Source organism: Streptomyces pyxinae, from assembly GCF_024756275.1.
In the GTDB taxonomy this organism is placed as follows: Bacteria; Actinomycetota; Actinomycetes; order Streptomycetales; family Streptomycetaceae; genus Streptomyces; species Streptomyces pyxinae.
On sequence record NZ_JANUGQ010000050.1, the window covers coordinates 1 to 13,736 of the forward strand.

13 protein-coding genes and 1 pseudogene are annotated in these 13,736 nt (G+C 74.9%); 8 read left to right on the plus strand and 6 right to left on the minus strand.

What is annotated here, in order from left to right; genetic code table 11:
- The 5 genes from NX801_RS31105 to NX801_RS30310 all read left to right on the plus strand — a co-directional run.
- Positions 1-226, plus strand: a 226-nt coding sequence (locus NX801_RS31105; protein WP_428986273.1) for a 5-deoxy-glucuronate isomerase, incomplete at its 5' end; no start/stop codon positions are given.
- Complete coding sequence (locus tag NX801_RS30295; protein WP_428986274.1) at positions 130-474, plus strand: hypothetical protein; 345 nt, start codon at positions 130-132, stop codon at positions 472-474. The genes NX801_RS31105 and NX801_RS30295, both read left to right, overlap by 97 nt.
- On the plus strand, positions 471-2,225 hold the full coding sequence (locus NX801_RS30300; protein ID WP_258791174.1) for a sodium/solute symporter: 1,755 nt from the start codon (positions 471-473) through the stop codon (positions 2,223-2,225). Before NX801_RS30295 ends, NX801_RS30300 begins: the two co-directional genes overlap by 4 nt.
- A complete protein-coding gene (locus NX801_RS30305; protein WP_258791175.1) occupies positions 2,222-3,436 on the plus strand; it encodes a sensor histidine kinase in 1,215 nt (404 codons plus the stop codon). Before NX801_RS30300 ends, NX801_RS30305 begins: the two co-directional genes overlap by 4 nt.
- A 52-nt stretch (positions 3,437-3,488) precedes the next feature.
- On the plus strand, positions 3,489-3,728 hold the full coding sequence (locus NX801_RS30310; RefSeq protein WP_258791176.1) for a DUF6296 family protein: 240 nt from the start codon (positions 3,489-3,491) through the stop codon (positions 3,726-3,728).
- A 187-nt stretch (positions 3,729-3,915) separates the two neighbouring features.
- Here the strand turns inward: NX801_RS30310 and NX801_RS30315 are convergent.
- Positions 3,916-4,434 (minus strand): annotated as a pseudogene (locus tag NX801_RS30315) (sigma-70 family RNA polymerase sigma factor); the annotation flags it as partial.
- A gap of 295 nt (positions 4,435-4,729) precedes the next feature.
- Between NX801_RS30315 and NX801_RS30320 the strand changes: the two are divergent.
- Positions 4,730-6,088: a CapA family protein gene (locus NX801_RS30320; RefSeq protein WP_258791177.1), complete on the plus strand. Its 1,359-nt coding sequence runs from the start codon at positions 4,730-4,732 to the stop codon at positions 6,086-6,088.
- Between the two features lie 138 nt (positions 6,089-6,226).
- Here NX801_RS30320 and NX801_RS30325 read toward each other — a convergent pair whose 3' ends face one another.
- Both NX801_RS30325 and NX801_RS30330 read right to left on the minus strand, forming a co-directional pair.
- The gene (locus tag NX801_RS30325; protein ID WP_258791178.1) at positions 6,227-7,693 is read right to left on the minus strand and encodes an amino acid permease; all 1,467 of its coding nucleotides are present in this window, start codon (positions 7,691-7,693) and stop codon (positions 6,227-6,229) included.
- A gap of 337 nt (positions 7,694-8,030) precedes the next feature.
- On the minus strand, positions 8,031-8,492 hold the full coding sequence (locus NX801_RS30330) for a universal stress protein (RefSeq protein ID WP_258791179.1): 462 nt from the start codon (positions 8,490-8,492) through the stop codon (positions 8,031-8,033).
- A gap of 144 nt (positions 8,493-8,636) precedes the next feature.
- On the opposite strand from NX801_RS30330, the gene NX801_RS30335 reads away from it, so the two are divergent.
- Positions 8,637-9,500: a polysaccharide deacetylase family protein gene (locus tag NX801_RS30335; protein WP_258791180.1), complete on the plus strand. Its 864-nt coding sequence runs from the start codon at positions 8,637-8,639 to the stop codon at positions 9,498-9,500.
- Positions 9,501-9,570: 70 nt separating this feature from the next.
- Here NX801_RS30335 and NX801_RS30340 read toward each other — a convergent pair whose 3' ends face one another.
- Entirely contained in the window at positions 9,571-10,230 is a 660-nt protein-coding gene (locus tag NX801_RS30340; protein ID WP_258791181.1) for a class F sortase, read from the minus strand.
- Positions 10,231-10,539: 309 nt separating this feature from the next.
- On the opposite strand from NX801_RS30340, the gene NX801_RS30345 reads away from it, so the two are divergent.
- Complete coding sequence (locus NX801_RS30345; RefSeq protein WP_258791182.1) at positions 10,540-11,127, plus strand: hypothetical protein; 588 nt, start codon at positions 10,540-10,542, stop codon at positions 11,125-11,127.
- Positions 11,128-11,494: 367 nt separating this feature from the next.
- On the opposite strand, the gene NX801_RS30350 is transcribed toward NX801_RS30345, so the two are convergent.
- A complete protein-coding gene (locus NX801_RS30350; protein ID WP_258791183.1) occupies positions 11,495-12,112 on the minus strand; it encodes a hypothetical protein in 618 nt (205 codons plus the stop codon).
- A 288-nt stretch (positions 12,113-12,400) separates the two neighbouring features.
- The gene (locus NX801_RS30355) at positions 12,401-13,165 is read right to left on the minus strand and encodes a bestrophin-like domain (RefSeq protein ID WP_258791184.1); all 765 of its coding nucleotides are present in this window, start codon (positions 13,163-13,165) and stop codon (positions 12,401-12,403) included.
- Positions 13,166-13,736 lie beyond the last annotated feature (571 nt).

Genomic DNA, 13,736 nt, shown 5'->3' on the forward strand with positions numbered 1-13,736 from the left:
GACCCCGGGCGGCAACTGGTCCTCCTATCCGCCGCACAAGCACGATGCTCCCGGATCACGATGCCCGCAGAGCCGCCGCCGCGCCCCGGGCCCGCCGTGCCCCGGCCCCGCCGGGAGGTCGTCACCGGAGTGCCGCGCGCGGTCCGCCGGTCGCCGGGCCACCCGCTCGCCCGCTCCGAGATCTCCGAGCAGACCACGCTGGGCCACACCTATGTCCGGTCCCTGATGCGCGGTCAGCTGCGGGCGGCGCTCGGCGCGCTGGCCAGCCTGGCCGTGCTCATCGGCGCGCTGCCGTTGCTCCTCGCCCTCCCCGCCGCGCTCGCCCCCGGCGGCCGCGCCCCGGCCGCCGAGCCGTTCGCCTGGGCGGCCCTCGGCTTCGGCGCGTACCCCCTCATCTGGTGGATCGCGCGCCGGTACGTCCGCCGGGCCGAGCGGAACGAACGGGACTTCACCCGCCTGCTGGACGGGCGGTGAACCAGGCGTACACGGTGGCCGCCGTCACCGCCGTCGTCCTCGCCACCGTGCTGGTCGGGGCACTCGGGCTGCGGGTCTCCCGCACCACCTCGGACTTCTACGTGGCCTCCCGGACCGTGGGTCCCCGCCTCAACGCGGCGGCCATCGGCGGCGAGTACCTCTCCGCCGCCTCCTATCTCGGCATCGCCGGACTGGTGCTGCTCCAGGGGCCCGAGCTGCTCTGGTACCCGGTCGGCTACACCGCCGGGTACCTGGTGCTGCTGGTCCTGGTGGCCGCGCCGCTGCGCCGCTCGGGGGCGTACACCCTCCCCGACTTCGCCGAGGCGCGGCTGGAGTCGGTCCGGGCCCGGCGGCTGGCCGGACTACTGGTGGCCGGGGTCGGCTGGCTCTATCTGCTGCCCCAGCTCCAGGGCGCCGGACTCACCCTGGGCATTCTCACCAGCGCCCCGGAGTGGCTCGGCGGGCTGGTCGTGGCGGTGGTGGTCACCGGGGCGGTGGCGGCCGGCGGAATGCGGAGCATCACCTTCGTCCAGGCGTTCCAGTACTGGCTCAAGCTCACCGCGCTGCTGGTGCCCGCCCTCTTCCTGCTGGCCGCCTGGGCCGGGGACGGCGCCCCGCGCGCCCGGTTCGACGCCCCGGCCGTGCTGCGCGCCGCCGCCGAGGTGACGGTCCGGGACACCGTACGGGCGGAGGTGGCGGCCCCGGACGCCCCGCTGACCCTCACCGTCACCGGGACGGTGGACGGCATCGCGTACCCGGGTGTCCCCGTCACGCTGGACCGGGGCGTGCATCTGATCGAGGCGGGCACCACCCTGCGCCTCCCCGCCGGCGCCCCGGTGCCCGAGCGCGTCCCGGACGGCACCGCCCCGCCGGCCCGGCACGGACTGCCGGGCGGACCGGGCGACGCCGGCCGGCTCTACGCCGTCTACGGCCTGATCCTCGCCACCTTCCTCGGCACCATGGGCCTGCCGCACGTCACCGTCCGCTTCTACACCAGCCCCGACGGACGGGCCGCCCGGCGCACCACCCTGGCGGTGCTCGGGCTGGTCGGCGCCTTCTATCTGCTACCGCCGGTCTACGGCGCGCTGGGCCGGATCTACGCCCCCGAGCTGGCGCTCACCGGCACGGCGGACGCGGCCGTCCTGGTGCTGCCCGGGCGGATGCTCGGCGGCACGGCCGGCGAACTGCTGGGCGCGCTGCTGGCGGGCGGGGCGTTCGCCGCGTTCCTCTCCACCGCCTCCGGGCTGACCATGTCGGTGGCCGGGGTGCTCAGCCGGGACGTGCTGCCCGGCCGCGGGGTGCGCCACTTCCGCCGGGCCACCCTGCCGGCCATGGCGGTGCCGCTGGGCCTCGCCGCGGTGGCGGGCCGGGTGCCGGTGGCCGACGCGGTGGGGCTCGCCTTCGCCGTCTCCGCCTCGTCCTTCTGCCCGCTGCTGGTGCTGGGCATCTGGTGGCGCCGGCTCACCCCGCCGGGGGCGATGGCCGGGCTGGTCACCGGGGGCGGCGCCGCGCTGGCCGCCGTGCTGGTCACCCGCGTGGGGCTCGCCCCGGACGGCTGGCCGCACACCCTGCTCGCCTGGCCCGCCGTCTGGTCGGTGCCGCTGGGCTTTCTGACCATGGTGGCCGTCTCACTGGCCACCCCCGCCCGGATACCGCCGGGCACGCCCGCGACCCTGGCCCGGCTGCACCTCCCCGAGGAACTGCTGACCCGGGCGTACGGCTCCGCCGCGCCGCCGGGGGCCGGGCGGTGAGCGGGACCGCGGCCGCCGCGCTGGCCGCCGCCGGGGTGGTGCTGCTCTCCGCCGGGTTCGCCCTGGGCCGCCGGACCGCCCGGCGCGGCGGCGACGACGGACGGGACCTGGGCACCCCGGTGGAGCGGGCCACCTTCCAGACCCTGCACACCGCCTCGCTGGCGGCGCCCCCGCTGCGCGCCGGGCTCACCGGGGAGACCGCCCGGCGGGCCGTCCGGCGGCTGCGCCCGCTGCTGGGCACCGAGGCGCTCTGCCTCACCGACCGTACCGCCGTGCTGGCCTGGGACGGGCCGGGCGCCGGCCACCACGGGGACGGGGTGATGGAGCGGGTGGCCGGGCTGCTGGAGACCGGGCGCGGACAGAGCCTGCGGACCGGCTGCGCCGACCCGGACTGTCCGCTGCGCTGGGCGGTGCTCGCCCCGCTGACCGGCGAGGACGGCGTGGTGGGCGCCCTGGTGGCGTACGGCTCCCGGGAGTCGGCGGTGCTGGCGAGGGCGGCGACCGAGCTGGCCCGCTGGGTCTCGGTCCAGCTGGAACTGGCCGAGCTGGACCGCTCCCGTACCCGGGCGGTGGAGGCGGAGATCCGGGCGCTGCGGGCCCAGATCTCCCCGCACTTCATCTTCAACTCGCTCGCCGCGATCGCCTCCTTCGTCCGGACCGACCCCGAGCGCGCCCGCGAACTGCTGCTGGAGTTCGCGGACTTCACCCGCTACTCGTTCCGGCGGCACGGTGACTTCACCCGGCTCGCCGACGAACTGCGCTCCGTCGAGCAGTATCTGGCGCTCGCCGGGGCGCGCTTCGGCGACCGGCTGCGGGTGACGCTCCGGATCGCGCCCGAGGTGCTGCCGGTGACCCTGCCGTTCCTCTGCCTCCAGCCGCTGGTGGAGAACGCCGTCAAGCACGGCCTGGAGGACTCCCGTACGGCCTGCCGGATCACCATCGCGGCCCGGGACGCGGGCGCCGAGGCGGTGGTCACCGTCGAGGACGACGGCGTCGGCATGGACCCGGCGGCGCTGCGCGCCATCCTGGCCGGGGAGCGGCCCCCGTCCGCCGGGATCGGCCTCACCAATGTGGACGAGCGGCTCCGCCGGGCCTACGGCGACGCGTGCGGGCTGGTGGCCGAGACCGCCGTGGGCGCCGGGATGAAGGTCACGCTCCGTATACCCAAGTACCACCCGGGGGTCCATCCCGGTGGGGCCGGCCAGGATTGAAACGGCCCGGCAGGGGGACGCGGTGCGGGTCACTGCTCCCCTGGGAGGCGGTATGCGAGTCCACGACCAGTACGAATTGGTCTTCGGGTCCGGCGCCGGGCCAGGCGCGGACGCGCCGGAGGACGTGGTGGAGGTGCGCAGGACGGAGCGCACCGGCCCCGGCGGACACCCGGTGTACGCGGACGAGTCCGGCATCGTGCTGGCCGAGATCAGCGACCGGGGCGAGGTCCGGATGCTGGCCAGCGGTGGCCACCAGGACCCCGCGCCCACGGTCCGGGCCCGCCCGCTCTGACGCCGCCCTCCGTGCCTTCCGGTGCGCGCCGGCCGTCCTCGCCGCCTTCTCCGTTGTGCCGGCTGCCCCCGGCGATCCCGGCGATCCCGGCGTTTCCGCCGTCACCGTCGTTCCGGCCGGTTCCGCCGTCGGGCCCGTGCGGCCGCCGTCCGTCGCCGCTCCGGGCCGGTGGCGGCCCGCCCGGCGCCCGGCTGTAGCCGGGCAGGTACCGGCCGAGGGCCCGCAGGGCGTAGTGGGACCGGGACTTCACCGTACCGGCCGGTATGCCCAGCTCGGCCGCGGCCTCGTTGACGGTGAGGCCGTCGAAGTAGAGCCGTACCAGGACGGCCCGGTGCTCCGGGCTCAGCTCCCGTACCGCCGCCCGTACGTCCACGGCGGCCACCGCCGACTCGGTGACATCGGCCGGGTCCGGCGCGCCCGCGAGCAGCCCGTCGCCGATCTCGGCCGGCCGGGCCAGCCGGGAGCGCCGGGCGTCGATCGCCAGCCGGCGGCCGACGGTGAAGAGCCAGGGCCGCATCGACTCGTACGGGCCCTCGAAGGCCTCGGGGTGCTGCCAGGCACGGACCAGGGTCTCCTGGAGCAGGTCCTCGGCGCGCTGCCGGTCCCCGTGGGTGAAGCCGAGCAGAAAGCTCAGCAGGGCGGTTCCGTGCTCGCGCTGGAGTTCCGCGAGCGCCCGTTCGTCGGTGGTCGCCGCCGTGGTGGTCATGGCCCCGTACCCTTTTCCGCCGTACTCGTTCCCCCGGGCGGTATCCGAACGCATCCGGCCACGCCGGGCCAGCCGTCGCGGCCCGCCGTGCGGTGAACGGTCGCTCCACGCGGTGAACGGTCGGCCCGCGGTCGCCGCCGATGCCGCCGCCCGGCGGCGGTCGACCGAACCGGCGCGCCCGGCTACCCATATCGGTGAAATAGTCGGCTTATATGGCTTTACGGATTGACTGACTGTTTTCTGCCCTGTGGATTCGAGAGGTCCCTCACCCGACCCCTCCCACGGAGTCCGGCCGATGACCACCCACCGTTCCAGACGCCCACGACGCCCACGACGCCTCCGGACCCTCCGCACCGCCCGGACCGCCCGGACCGCCCGGACGAAGACGGCGAGCAGGACGGCGGCCCTGGCCGCCGTCCTGCTCGCCGTCTCCGCCGCGTCCGCCGGCTGCGCCGATCCCGCACCACCCGGCGGGCCGCCCCACCGGGCCGCCGCCCGCCCGGGGCCCTCGCCCGGCGCGGCGACCGCGAGACCCGGGAACGGCGCGCGGCCACCGGGGCCGCGCCCCTTCACCCTCGTCGCCACCGGCGACGTCCTCCCGCACGGCTCGATCATCGACCAGGCCCACAAGGACGCCGGCGGCAAGGGGCACGACTTCCGGCCCATGCTGTCCGGCGTCAAGCCGGTGATCGCCGGGGCGGACCTCGCCATCTGCCACATGGAGACCATCTATGCCGAGGACGCCGGCCCCTTCACCGGCTACCCGGCCTTCAAGTCCCCGCCCCAGATCGCCACCGCGCTCGCCGCCACCGGCTACGACTCCTGCTCCACCGCCTCCAACCACACGCTGGACGACGGTACCGCCGGTCTGGGCCGCACCCTGGACGCCCTGGACAAGGCGGGTGTCCGGCACGCGGGCTCCGCCCGTACCGCCGCGGAGGCGGCCCGGCCCACCCTGCTGAAGGCGGGCGGCGCCACCGTGGCGCATCTCGCCTACACCTATGGGGTCAACAAGGAGAACGTGCCCGAGGACCGCCCCTGGACGGTCAACATCACCGACCCCGAGAAGATCGTCACCGCTGCCCGGGCGGCCCGGAAGGCCGGGGCCGACCTGGTGGTGGTCAGCATGCACTGGGGCACCGAGTGGCAGGAGGAGATCGACGTCGATCAGCGGGACCTCGCCGAGATCCTCACCGGGTCCACCGACGAGTCCGGCGCCGGAGCCACGACCGGAGCCACGACCGGGTCCGCCGCCGGACCGGCATCCGGCGCACGCCCCGACATCGATCTGATCATCGGCACCCACACCCATGTACCGCAGGCGTACGAGAAGGTGAACGGCACCTGGGTCGTCTACGGCATGGGCGACCAGATCGCCGGAGACATGATCAACAACGACGGCGTCCCCGATCCGCGCGGCAACCAGGGCAGCATCGGGCGCTTCACCTTCACCCCGCCCACCGCCCCCGGCGCCCGCTGGACGGTGAGCCGGGCGGAGTTCCTGCCGCAGTGGTTCGACACCGCCACCGGGCGGGCCACCCTGGTCGGCGCGGCGATCCGGCGCGGTGAGCCGCTCACCGCCGTCCGCGACACCATCGCCGGGGCCGTCCTCAGCCGTGGCGCCGCCGAGGACGGCCTGGTCATGGGGAACTGACCGCCTGCCCCCCGGAAGCCGTATCGGCGCACCCCCGGGGCCCGTCCGCCGAGGCGGGCCCCGGGGCCGTGGCCTTCCTGGCGCGGGGCCCGGCTCCCCGGTCCTCACGGGTACGCGGCCCCGGGGTCCGGGGTCCGGCTAGCCGCGGGGGCCCGCCGGTGGCGTCCCGGCCGGGCGGTCGGCGGACCCGGCCAGCTCCGACCTGCGGTACGAGTAGCCGAAGTAGACCACCAGGCCGATCAGGAACCAGACCGCGAACCGTACCCAGGTCTGCCACTGGAGGAAGGTGATCAGCCAGATGGAGAAGACCACCCCGATCGCCGGGACGACCGGCATCCCCGGGGTGCGGAACGAGCGGGGGAGGTCGGGGCGCCGGTAGCGGAGCACGATCACCGCGACACACACCACCACGAAGGCCAGCAGAATACCGATGTTGGTCAGCTCCGCCGCCTCGCCGATCGGCAGGAACCCGGCGATCAGCGCCGAGGCGAAGCCCACGATCCAGGTGACCCGGGTGGGCACATGGCGGGTCGGGTGGGTCTTGGCGAACCACTTCGGCAGCAGTCCGTCCCGGGACATGCTGAACCACACCCGGGTGACACCCAGCATGAACGTGAACATCACCGTGAGGATGCCGATGATGGCACCCACCGCGATCACGTCCGCCAGCCCGCCGAGCCCGACCGACTTGAAGGCGGTGGAGAACCCGCTCTCCGGGTCCACCTCCTTGTAGTTCTGCATCCCGGTCAGCACCAGACAGGCCAGTACGTACAGCACCATCGAGATCGCCAGCGAGTAGAGGATCGCCTTGGGCATGTGGCGCTGGGCGTCCTTGGACTCCTCGGCCGCCGTGGACATGGCGTCATAGCCGAAGACCGCGAAGAACACGGTCGCCGCGCCGGTGAAGGCGCCGCTCACCCCGAACGGGAAGAACGGCCGGTAGTTGGCGGTCTTGATGTGGAAGAAGCCCACCACGATCACCACCAGGACCACCAGCACCTTGAGCACCACGACCACCGTCTCGAACCGGGCCGCGTTCTTGATGCCCAGGGTGAGCAGATAGGCGATCAGCAGACAGAGCACGGCCGCGAAGAGATCGACCCGGTGACCCTCCCCGGTGCCCGGGGCGCCGAGCATCCAGGCGGGCAGCTGGGCACCCGTCTCGCCCAGCAGGAAGTTGAAGTAGCCGGAGATGCCGATCGCCACCACCGCCACGATCGCGGTGTACTCCAGCAGCAGGTCCCAGCCGATGAGCCAGCCCACCAGCTCACCCAGGACCGCGTAGCCGTAGGTGTACGCCGATCCGGCCTTCGGGATCAGCCCGGCGAACTCGGCGTAGCTGAACGCGGCGGCCGCGCTCGCCACCCCGGCGATCAGGAACGAGATCAGCACCGCGGGACCGGCGGTCCCGTTCGCGACCGTGCCGGCCAGCGTGAAGATACCGGCGCCGATGATGCCGCCGACCCCGATGGCGGTCAGCTGGGTGAGGCCCAGCGTCCGGGTGAGCCGCTGCTCCTCACCGGCGGCGGCCTCGGCGGCGGGGTCGTCGATCCGCTCGATGGGTTTGCGGCGCAGAATTCCCTGCCCCGCGCGGATCTTGGCCATGGGCGTCACCTCTTCGCAGACGGCATCGGCTGACGGCCGATCATGATGGCCCAGCACCCCGCCCGGGGGAAGACGACACACGCCCCGGAAGCCACCGGGTACCCGGTCCCCGGCCGTACCGCCTCCGGGCCGCCGCTCCGGGGCCGCGCGTCCGGGCCGCCCCGAGGGGGGGCTCGCGTACGGGCCGCCCCCGGGGGAGGCCGCCTCCGGGCCGCCGCTCCGGGGGCGGGCGTGGAGCCGCCGCCATGGGACGACGCCACCATGAGGTCACGGTGCTCCGGGACTACGCGGCGCTCCGGTGCCGCGCCGCTGCGGCCGCCGCTCCGGTGCCGTGCCGCTACGGGACCACGGTCACCGGCCAGCGGCCCGCCTTGACCAGCCGGACGGCCACCGAGCCCACCAGCCGGTGCCCGGCCTGCTCGGAGGCGCCCACCACCACCGCGTCCGCCCGCAATTCGCCGGCGGCCTGGACCAGACCGGCATACGGGTCTCCCCGGAAGGTGTGGAACTCCCAGCGGACGTCCCACATCCCCCGCACCCGCTCGGCGGCCTGCCGGATCTCGGCCTCCAGCCCCTCCGCGATCTCCCCGCTCGTCTCCGGCACGGGCACCCCGAAGGCGGCGCCGCCGGCGAGCACCGGCTGTACGTAGACGAGGGCCAGCAGGGCGTTCTGGCGCCGGGCCAGGCCCGTGGCGTACGCGGCGGCCCGGAAGGAGGAGTCCGATCCGTCCACGCCGACCACGATCACCTTCGGGCCGTCGGTCCCTCGCTCGAACTGGGAGGCATGCTGCTCGCTCACGAGTACGAGAGTAGGCCTGGCCTCCCGGCCCCGGCGCGGCGGCCCCCTCCGCTCCGGCCGCCGGTCTGGTCCCATCGGGTGCATTCGGCGGTGCGGCCGGTGTGGGGCGGGGGCCCGGAGGCAGGGCCATGCGAGCCATTAATCATGAAAAAGGATCAGCTGTCTTCAGAGCGGCGGTCGGTGCTCCGGCTCGCCGCCGCTCTCGGGGCCACCGTCACCGCCGGGCTCTTCGCCGTGGAGCGGTTCGTCCTGCGGGAACCCGCCGTGCCCACTCCCTCGTCCGGGACGGCGGGCCCGCCGTCCGGGGCGCGTCCGGCACTCCCGGCGGGACCGCGCCAGGCGCCCTCCTCGTACCGCCTCCAGCCGATGACCGCGGACGCCCCGGCCGGTGCCCAGCGGGCCCTCCCGCCGGTGCGGCAGCGGCCCTTCCTCCGGGTGGAGGGCATCGGACGGGCCATGGTCCTGAGCTTCGACGACGGTCCCGACCCCCGCTACACCCCGGACATCCTGGCCATCCTCCGCGACCACCAGGTCCGGGCGATGTTCTTCGTCTGCGGCGAGATGGCCGCCGAACGGCCCGACCTGCTGCGGGAGATGGCCGACGACGGCCATGTGGTGGGCAACCACACCTGGACCCACCCGCTGATCCCGTCGCTCCGGCCGTCCGTCATCCGGGACGAGCTGGGCCGCACCAGCGAGATGATCGAGAAGACGGCCGGTTCCGCGCCGCTCTGGTACCGGGCACCGTACGGCGCCTGGAACCGGCACTCGTTCGAGATCGGCGCCGAACTGGGCATGGAGCCCTTCGCCTGGACCGTCGACTCGCTCGACTGGGAGGAGCCGGGCACCGACACCATCGTGCGGCGGGTGCTGGACGGCGCGGCACCCGGGGCGGTGGTGCTGTCGCACGACGCCGGCGGCAATCGCTCCCAGAGCGTGGCGGCCCTGCGCACCTACCTGCCCCGTCTCCGGGAGGCCGGCTACCGCCTCACCGTGCCCCGGCGCTGACCGGGGCGCCCCTCGCCCGGCGGCCCCGGTGTCCCCGGTGCCGCCGGGCGAGCCCGCCACCCGGCCGGGCTCAGCGGGTGCCGATCAGCCGGGCGAAGACGACCACATTGCCGTCATAGCCCGCGGCCCGCGAGTAACCGCCCCCGCAGGTGATCACGCGCAGCTCGGGTGCACCGGTGTCGCCGTAGACCCGTACCCCGGGGAAGTCCTCCTTGGAGAACACCTCGACGCCGTACACCTGGAAGATCGCCACCCGGCCGTCGTACCGGGTGACCTCGATGGTGTGCCCCTTCCGGACCGAGCCGAGCCGGTAGAAGACCGCGGGGCCCGTCTGGTTGTCCACATGGCCCACCACGACGGCCGTGCCGGACTGGCCGGGGGAGATGCCGTTCTGGTACCAGCCGGCCATGTTGGCGTCCTGCGGCGGGGGCGCCGCGACCCAGCCCTCCTCGTCCAGCCCCACGTCCATGACCGGGGCGTCGACACCGATGGTGTCGATCCGGACGCGCGAGGCGGGCGCGTAGGCGAGTGGCTGCAGATAGGCGGAGGAGACGGGCGGCGGGGCGATCCGGCTGCTGGCCGAGGGGGCCGTTATGGCGGCCGGCTGCGGCGGACCGCCGGAGGTGTCGACGCCATTCCGCATCATGGCGAGACCGGTGAGCATGACAAGAGCGAGGGCGCCCCAGGGGGTGCGTCTCCTCCGCTCCGAGCCGCTGAGATCCAGGCCCATGGTTTTCCCTTCGTGGCATCTGTACGCACGCTAAGCGCGCCACCGCGACCGGGCGATCAGAGAGGGGCGAACGGGTGGCCGGGCAACCGGGTGATGACCCGATCGAGTAATCGTCGGACGGTCCACAGATCGTCTGTGACCTGCGGCTCTGCCAGCCGGGCGGCCCGGGGCCCGGCGTGTCGGCTCACCGGGGTGGCCGAGTGCCGACATGCGACGCTCATCCCGGCTTGTGAGGGTTTCTCCCGGGAGGCGTACTCGTCGAATTTCCCGGAGCACCGCTTTGGGGCGTCTTCCACTGGAGGTTCAACGATGCGTGCTTCACGCGCTCTCGCGGTGGCGGTCACCGCCTGCGCGGCGATCGGGCTCAGTGCCCCGCTGGCCGCGGCGGCTCCGTTCGGTGGTGATCCGCACGGTGGCGGTATCGGCGGCGACGGCAATGTGCCGACCCACGTCACCATCTCCCCCAACCCGGTCCACCAGGGCGGCACCCTGGCCGTCAGCGTGCAGGGCTGCCGGCGCGGTGGCGCCGTGTGGTCCAACGCCTTCCCCAAGACGGCGCTCAGCCTGAACTCCTCGGGCCACTCCGCCGCCACCCCGCGCATCTACGACCACGCCCGGCCGGGGCAGTACACACTCTCCGTCCGCTGCAACGACAGCAACAACGGCAACAACAACGGCAACAACAACGGTGGGTTCGGCGGTGACGGGGGCAACAACCAGATCGTCACCCGCACCTTCCGGGTCATCGAGGGCCGGGGCGCCCAGGGCGGCCTCGGCGGCAGCATGGCCCCCAGCTCCACCGAGATGGCCATCGGCGCGGGCCTGGTCGGCACCGCGGCCATCGGCGGCGGGCTGTTCATCAGCCGGCGCCGCCGCCTGATCGGCGGAAACGTCTGACCGGTCGAACCTCCCGGCCGGCCGTTCTCCCCGCCCGTCGCCCCGAGTCCCGGACACGGACCCGGGGCGACGGGCGTTCCGCGCGCCGTCCGGCGCGGAACGGGGGAGAGCGGGGGAGGCCCGGGGGTTCGGACGGCGGGTCCCCCGGCGACGAAGCCCGGGGCCGGGAAAGCCTGGGGCGTGGGGACACCCGGGGCGTGGGGCAGGAACGGGGGCAACGGAACGGAGATGGGAACGGGAACGGGGATAAGAACGGGAACGGCGGAACTCCGGTGGAGCGCCGGTCCGCCGGAGTTCCGCCGTCGACGGGGGTGGGTCGCTCCACCGGAGCCCTGGTCGCTCCGAGGCCGCGCGGGGGCGCGGCGGCTCAGTGCCTGCGGTCCTCGGCGCGGCGCCGCACCACATAGATGACGCCGGTCACCGCGGCGACCACCAGGCCGCTGCCGGCGACCAGTTGTCCGGTGTTCCAGCCGCCGACGCTGCCGCCCAGCCCGCCGCGCACGCCCTGCGAGGGCGCGACGGCCGATCCGCTGCGGGTCGCCGTCATGGTCGTGGTGGCGGTGCGGGTGGCGGTCACGGTCGGCACCGCCGTCGAGTTGGCGGTGGCGGTACCGCCGGCGGCGGAGACGGTGAGCCGCACCGTGCTGGGGGTGGCGCCGGTGGCGCAGGTGAACGACACCGTATAGGCGGCGCCGCGCCGGGCGTCCCAGTCGACGACCGCCGTCGCCGAGCCGCCCCGGGCGATGGTGGCCGTGTCGAAGATGCCCGCCGATGCCATGGCGGTGCCCGCGCAGCCCGGCGCGGTGAGCACGACCCGGCCGCCCGGGGCCACGGTCGACGGGGAGACGGCGTAGTCACCGGCGCCGCGCCGGGTGGCCGGTCCGGCGTGCCCCGACCCGTCCGGGTCGGCCGCCGAAGCGGGCGTGGTCAGGGAGAGGGCGGCCGCTCCGAGCAGAGCGGCGGAAGCGATGCCTATCGCGCGCATGGCTCAGTCCTCCGGTCCCGAGGAGCAGCTGCGGAACGGATTTCCACATGGGTGGGACATGCACCTCGATGTCCGAAACGCTAGGAGTGCCCTACTCCACCCGCGATCACAGTCGGACGAATGGGGGACAGGGCTCACCCGTACGGCGGGCACTCCGGCGTGGCGGCCGGCCCGGCGCGTGCGGTGCGTGGTGCGGCGAGCGTGCGGTGCGTGGCGCGGTGAGCGGTGCGGCACGTGGTGCGGCGCGCGCGGTCGGTGGCCCGGCGCTCCCAGCGGACGGGACCGTGCTCACTTCCCCGCCTCCGGGAAGTGGTCCAGGAACGGGGCCACGGCCTCGGCGGTACTCCGGCCGAACGGCGCGTCGAACGCCCAGATCAGAAAGAGCAGAAAGGCGATCAGGGCGCTGAACAGCCCGGCGAACAGCAGCTCCCGGCCGGTGCGGCGGATCTGGAGCATGAAGATCAGCCCCACCGTGATCAGCGCACCGGTGACCAGGCCGAACCAGACCACCCCCGGCATGGTGTCGCCCGCGTTCTCGCCCCGGGCGTGCCGGGCGTCGTCCACCGCCGCCACCTGGTCCACCAGCGGCTGATACGACTGGGCCTCGTGGTCGTCGGCCGGCCGGTAGTCGGAGACGGCGCGGCGCACCCGGTCCAGCAACCGGTCGCCCCGCTCGGTGAGTTCGCCGGTCTCCTCCATCCGGCCCCACTCGGTGTGCACCACATAGGAGACATAGGCGTCCACGTCCTCGCGGATCGCGGTCCGCGTCTCCGCCGGGTAGACCTGCGACCGGGCCACCACCTCGTGCAGCGCCTGCGCCTCGTGGCGGACGGTGTCCTGGGCGGCGCCGCGCGCCTCCCACACCCCGGCGATGGCCAGTCCGAGGACGATCGCGTACACCACGCCGATCATCATCGTCATGTACTCCAGTACGTCCGGGGTCTCGCTGGGGTCGTCGTCCTCGCTGATCCGGCGCTGGTTGATGACGACGATGGTGAGGACGACCGCGCAGGCGGCGGCCATCGCGATGGTCAGAACGAGCCATTCCGACAAGGGGACCTCCGGCGGGTCGGCGGTGGACGGAGCGGGGGAGCGAGGGGCGACCCGGCGGCGGTACGCGCCGGGACGGTGACGGCCGGCCCCGCCGGCGGGCGGCGGCGGCGCGTCAGCGGGAGGTGCGGCCGGAGCGGCCGGAGCGCGGTCGCAGCAGGGCGGCGGCGAGCACCGCCGGGGCGGTGACCAGCAGCATCAGCGAGACCAGGGACGGCCCGCCGCTCGGCCGGGCACGCTCGGCGGCGTGGTACTCCAGGGGCCGGGCGGCCGGCGAGGACGACGGCTCCGGGGTGGGGGACGGGCTGGAAGTCGGTGACGGTCCCGGGCGCGGAGCCGGCGGACCGGGCGCCGGGGTGGGCCGGAACGGCGGGGGCCCCCGGGGGGGGGGGGGGGCGGGGAGGGGGGGGGGGGGGGGGGGCGGGCGGGGGCCCGGGGGCGGGGGGGGCGGGGGGGGGGGGGGGGGGGGGGGGGGGGGGGGGGGGGGGGGGGGTGGGGGGGGGGGGGGGGGGGGGGGTGGGGGGGGGGGGGGGGGGGGGGGGGGGGGGGGGGGGGGGGGGGGGGGGGTGGGGGG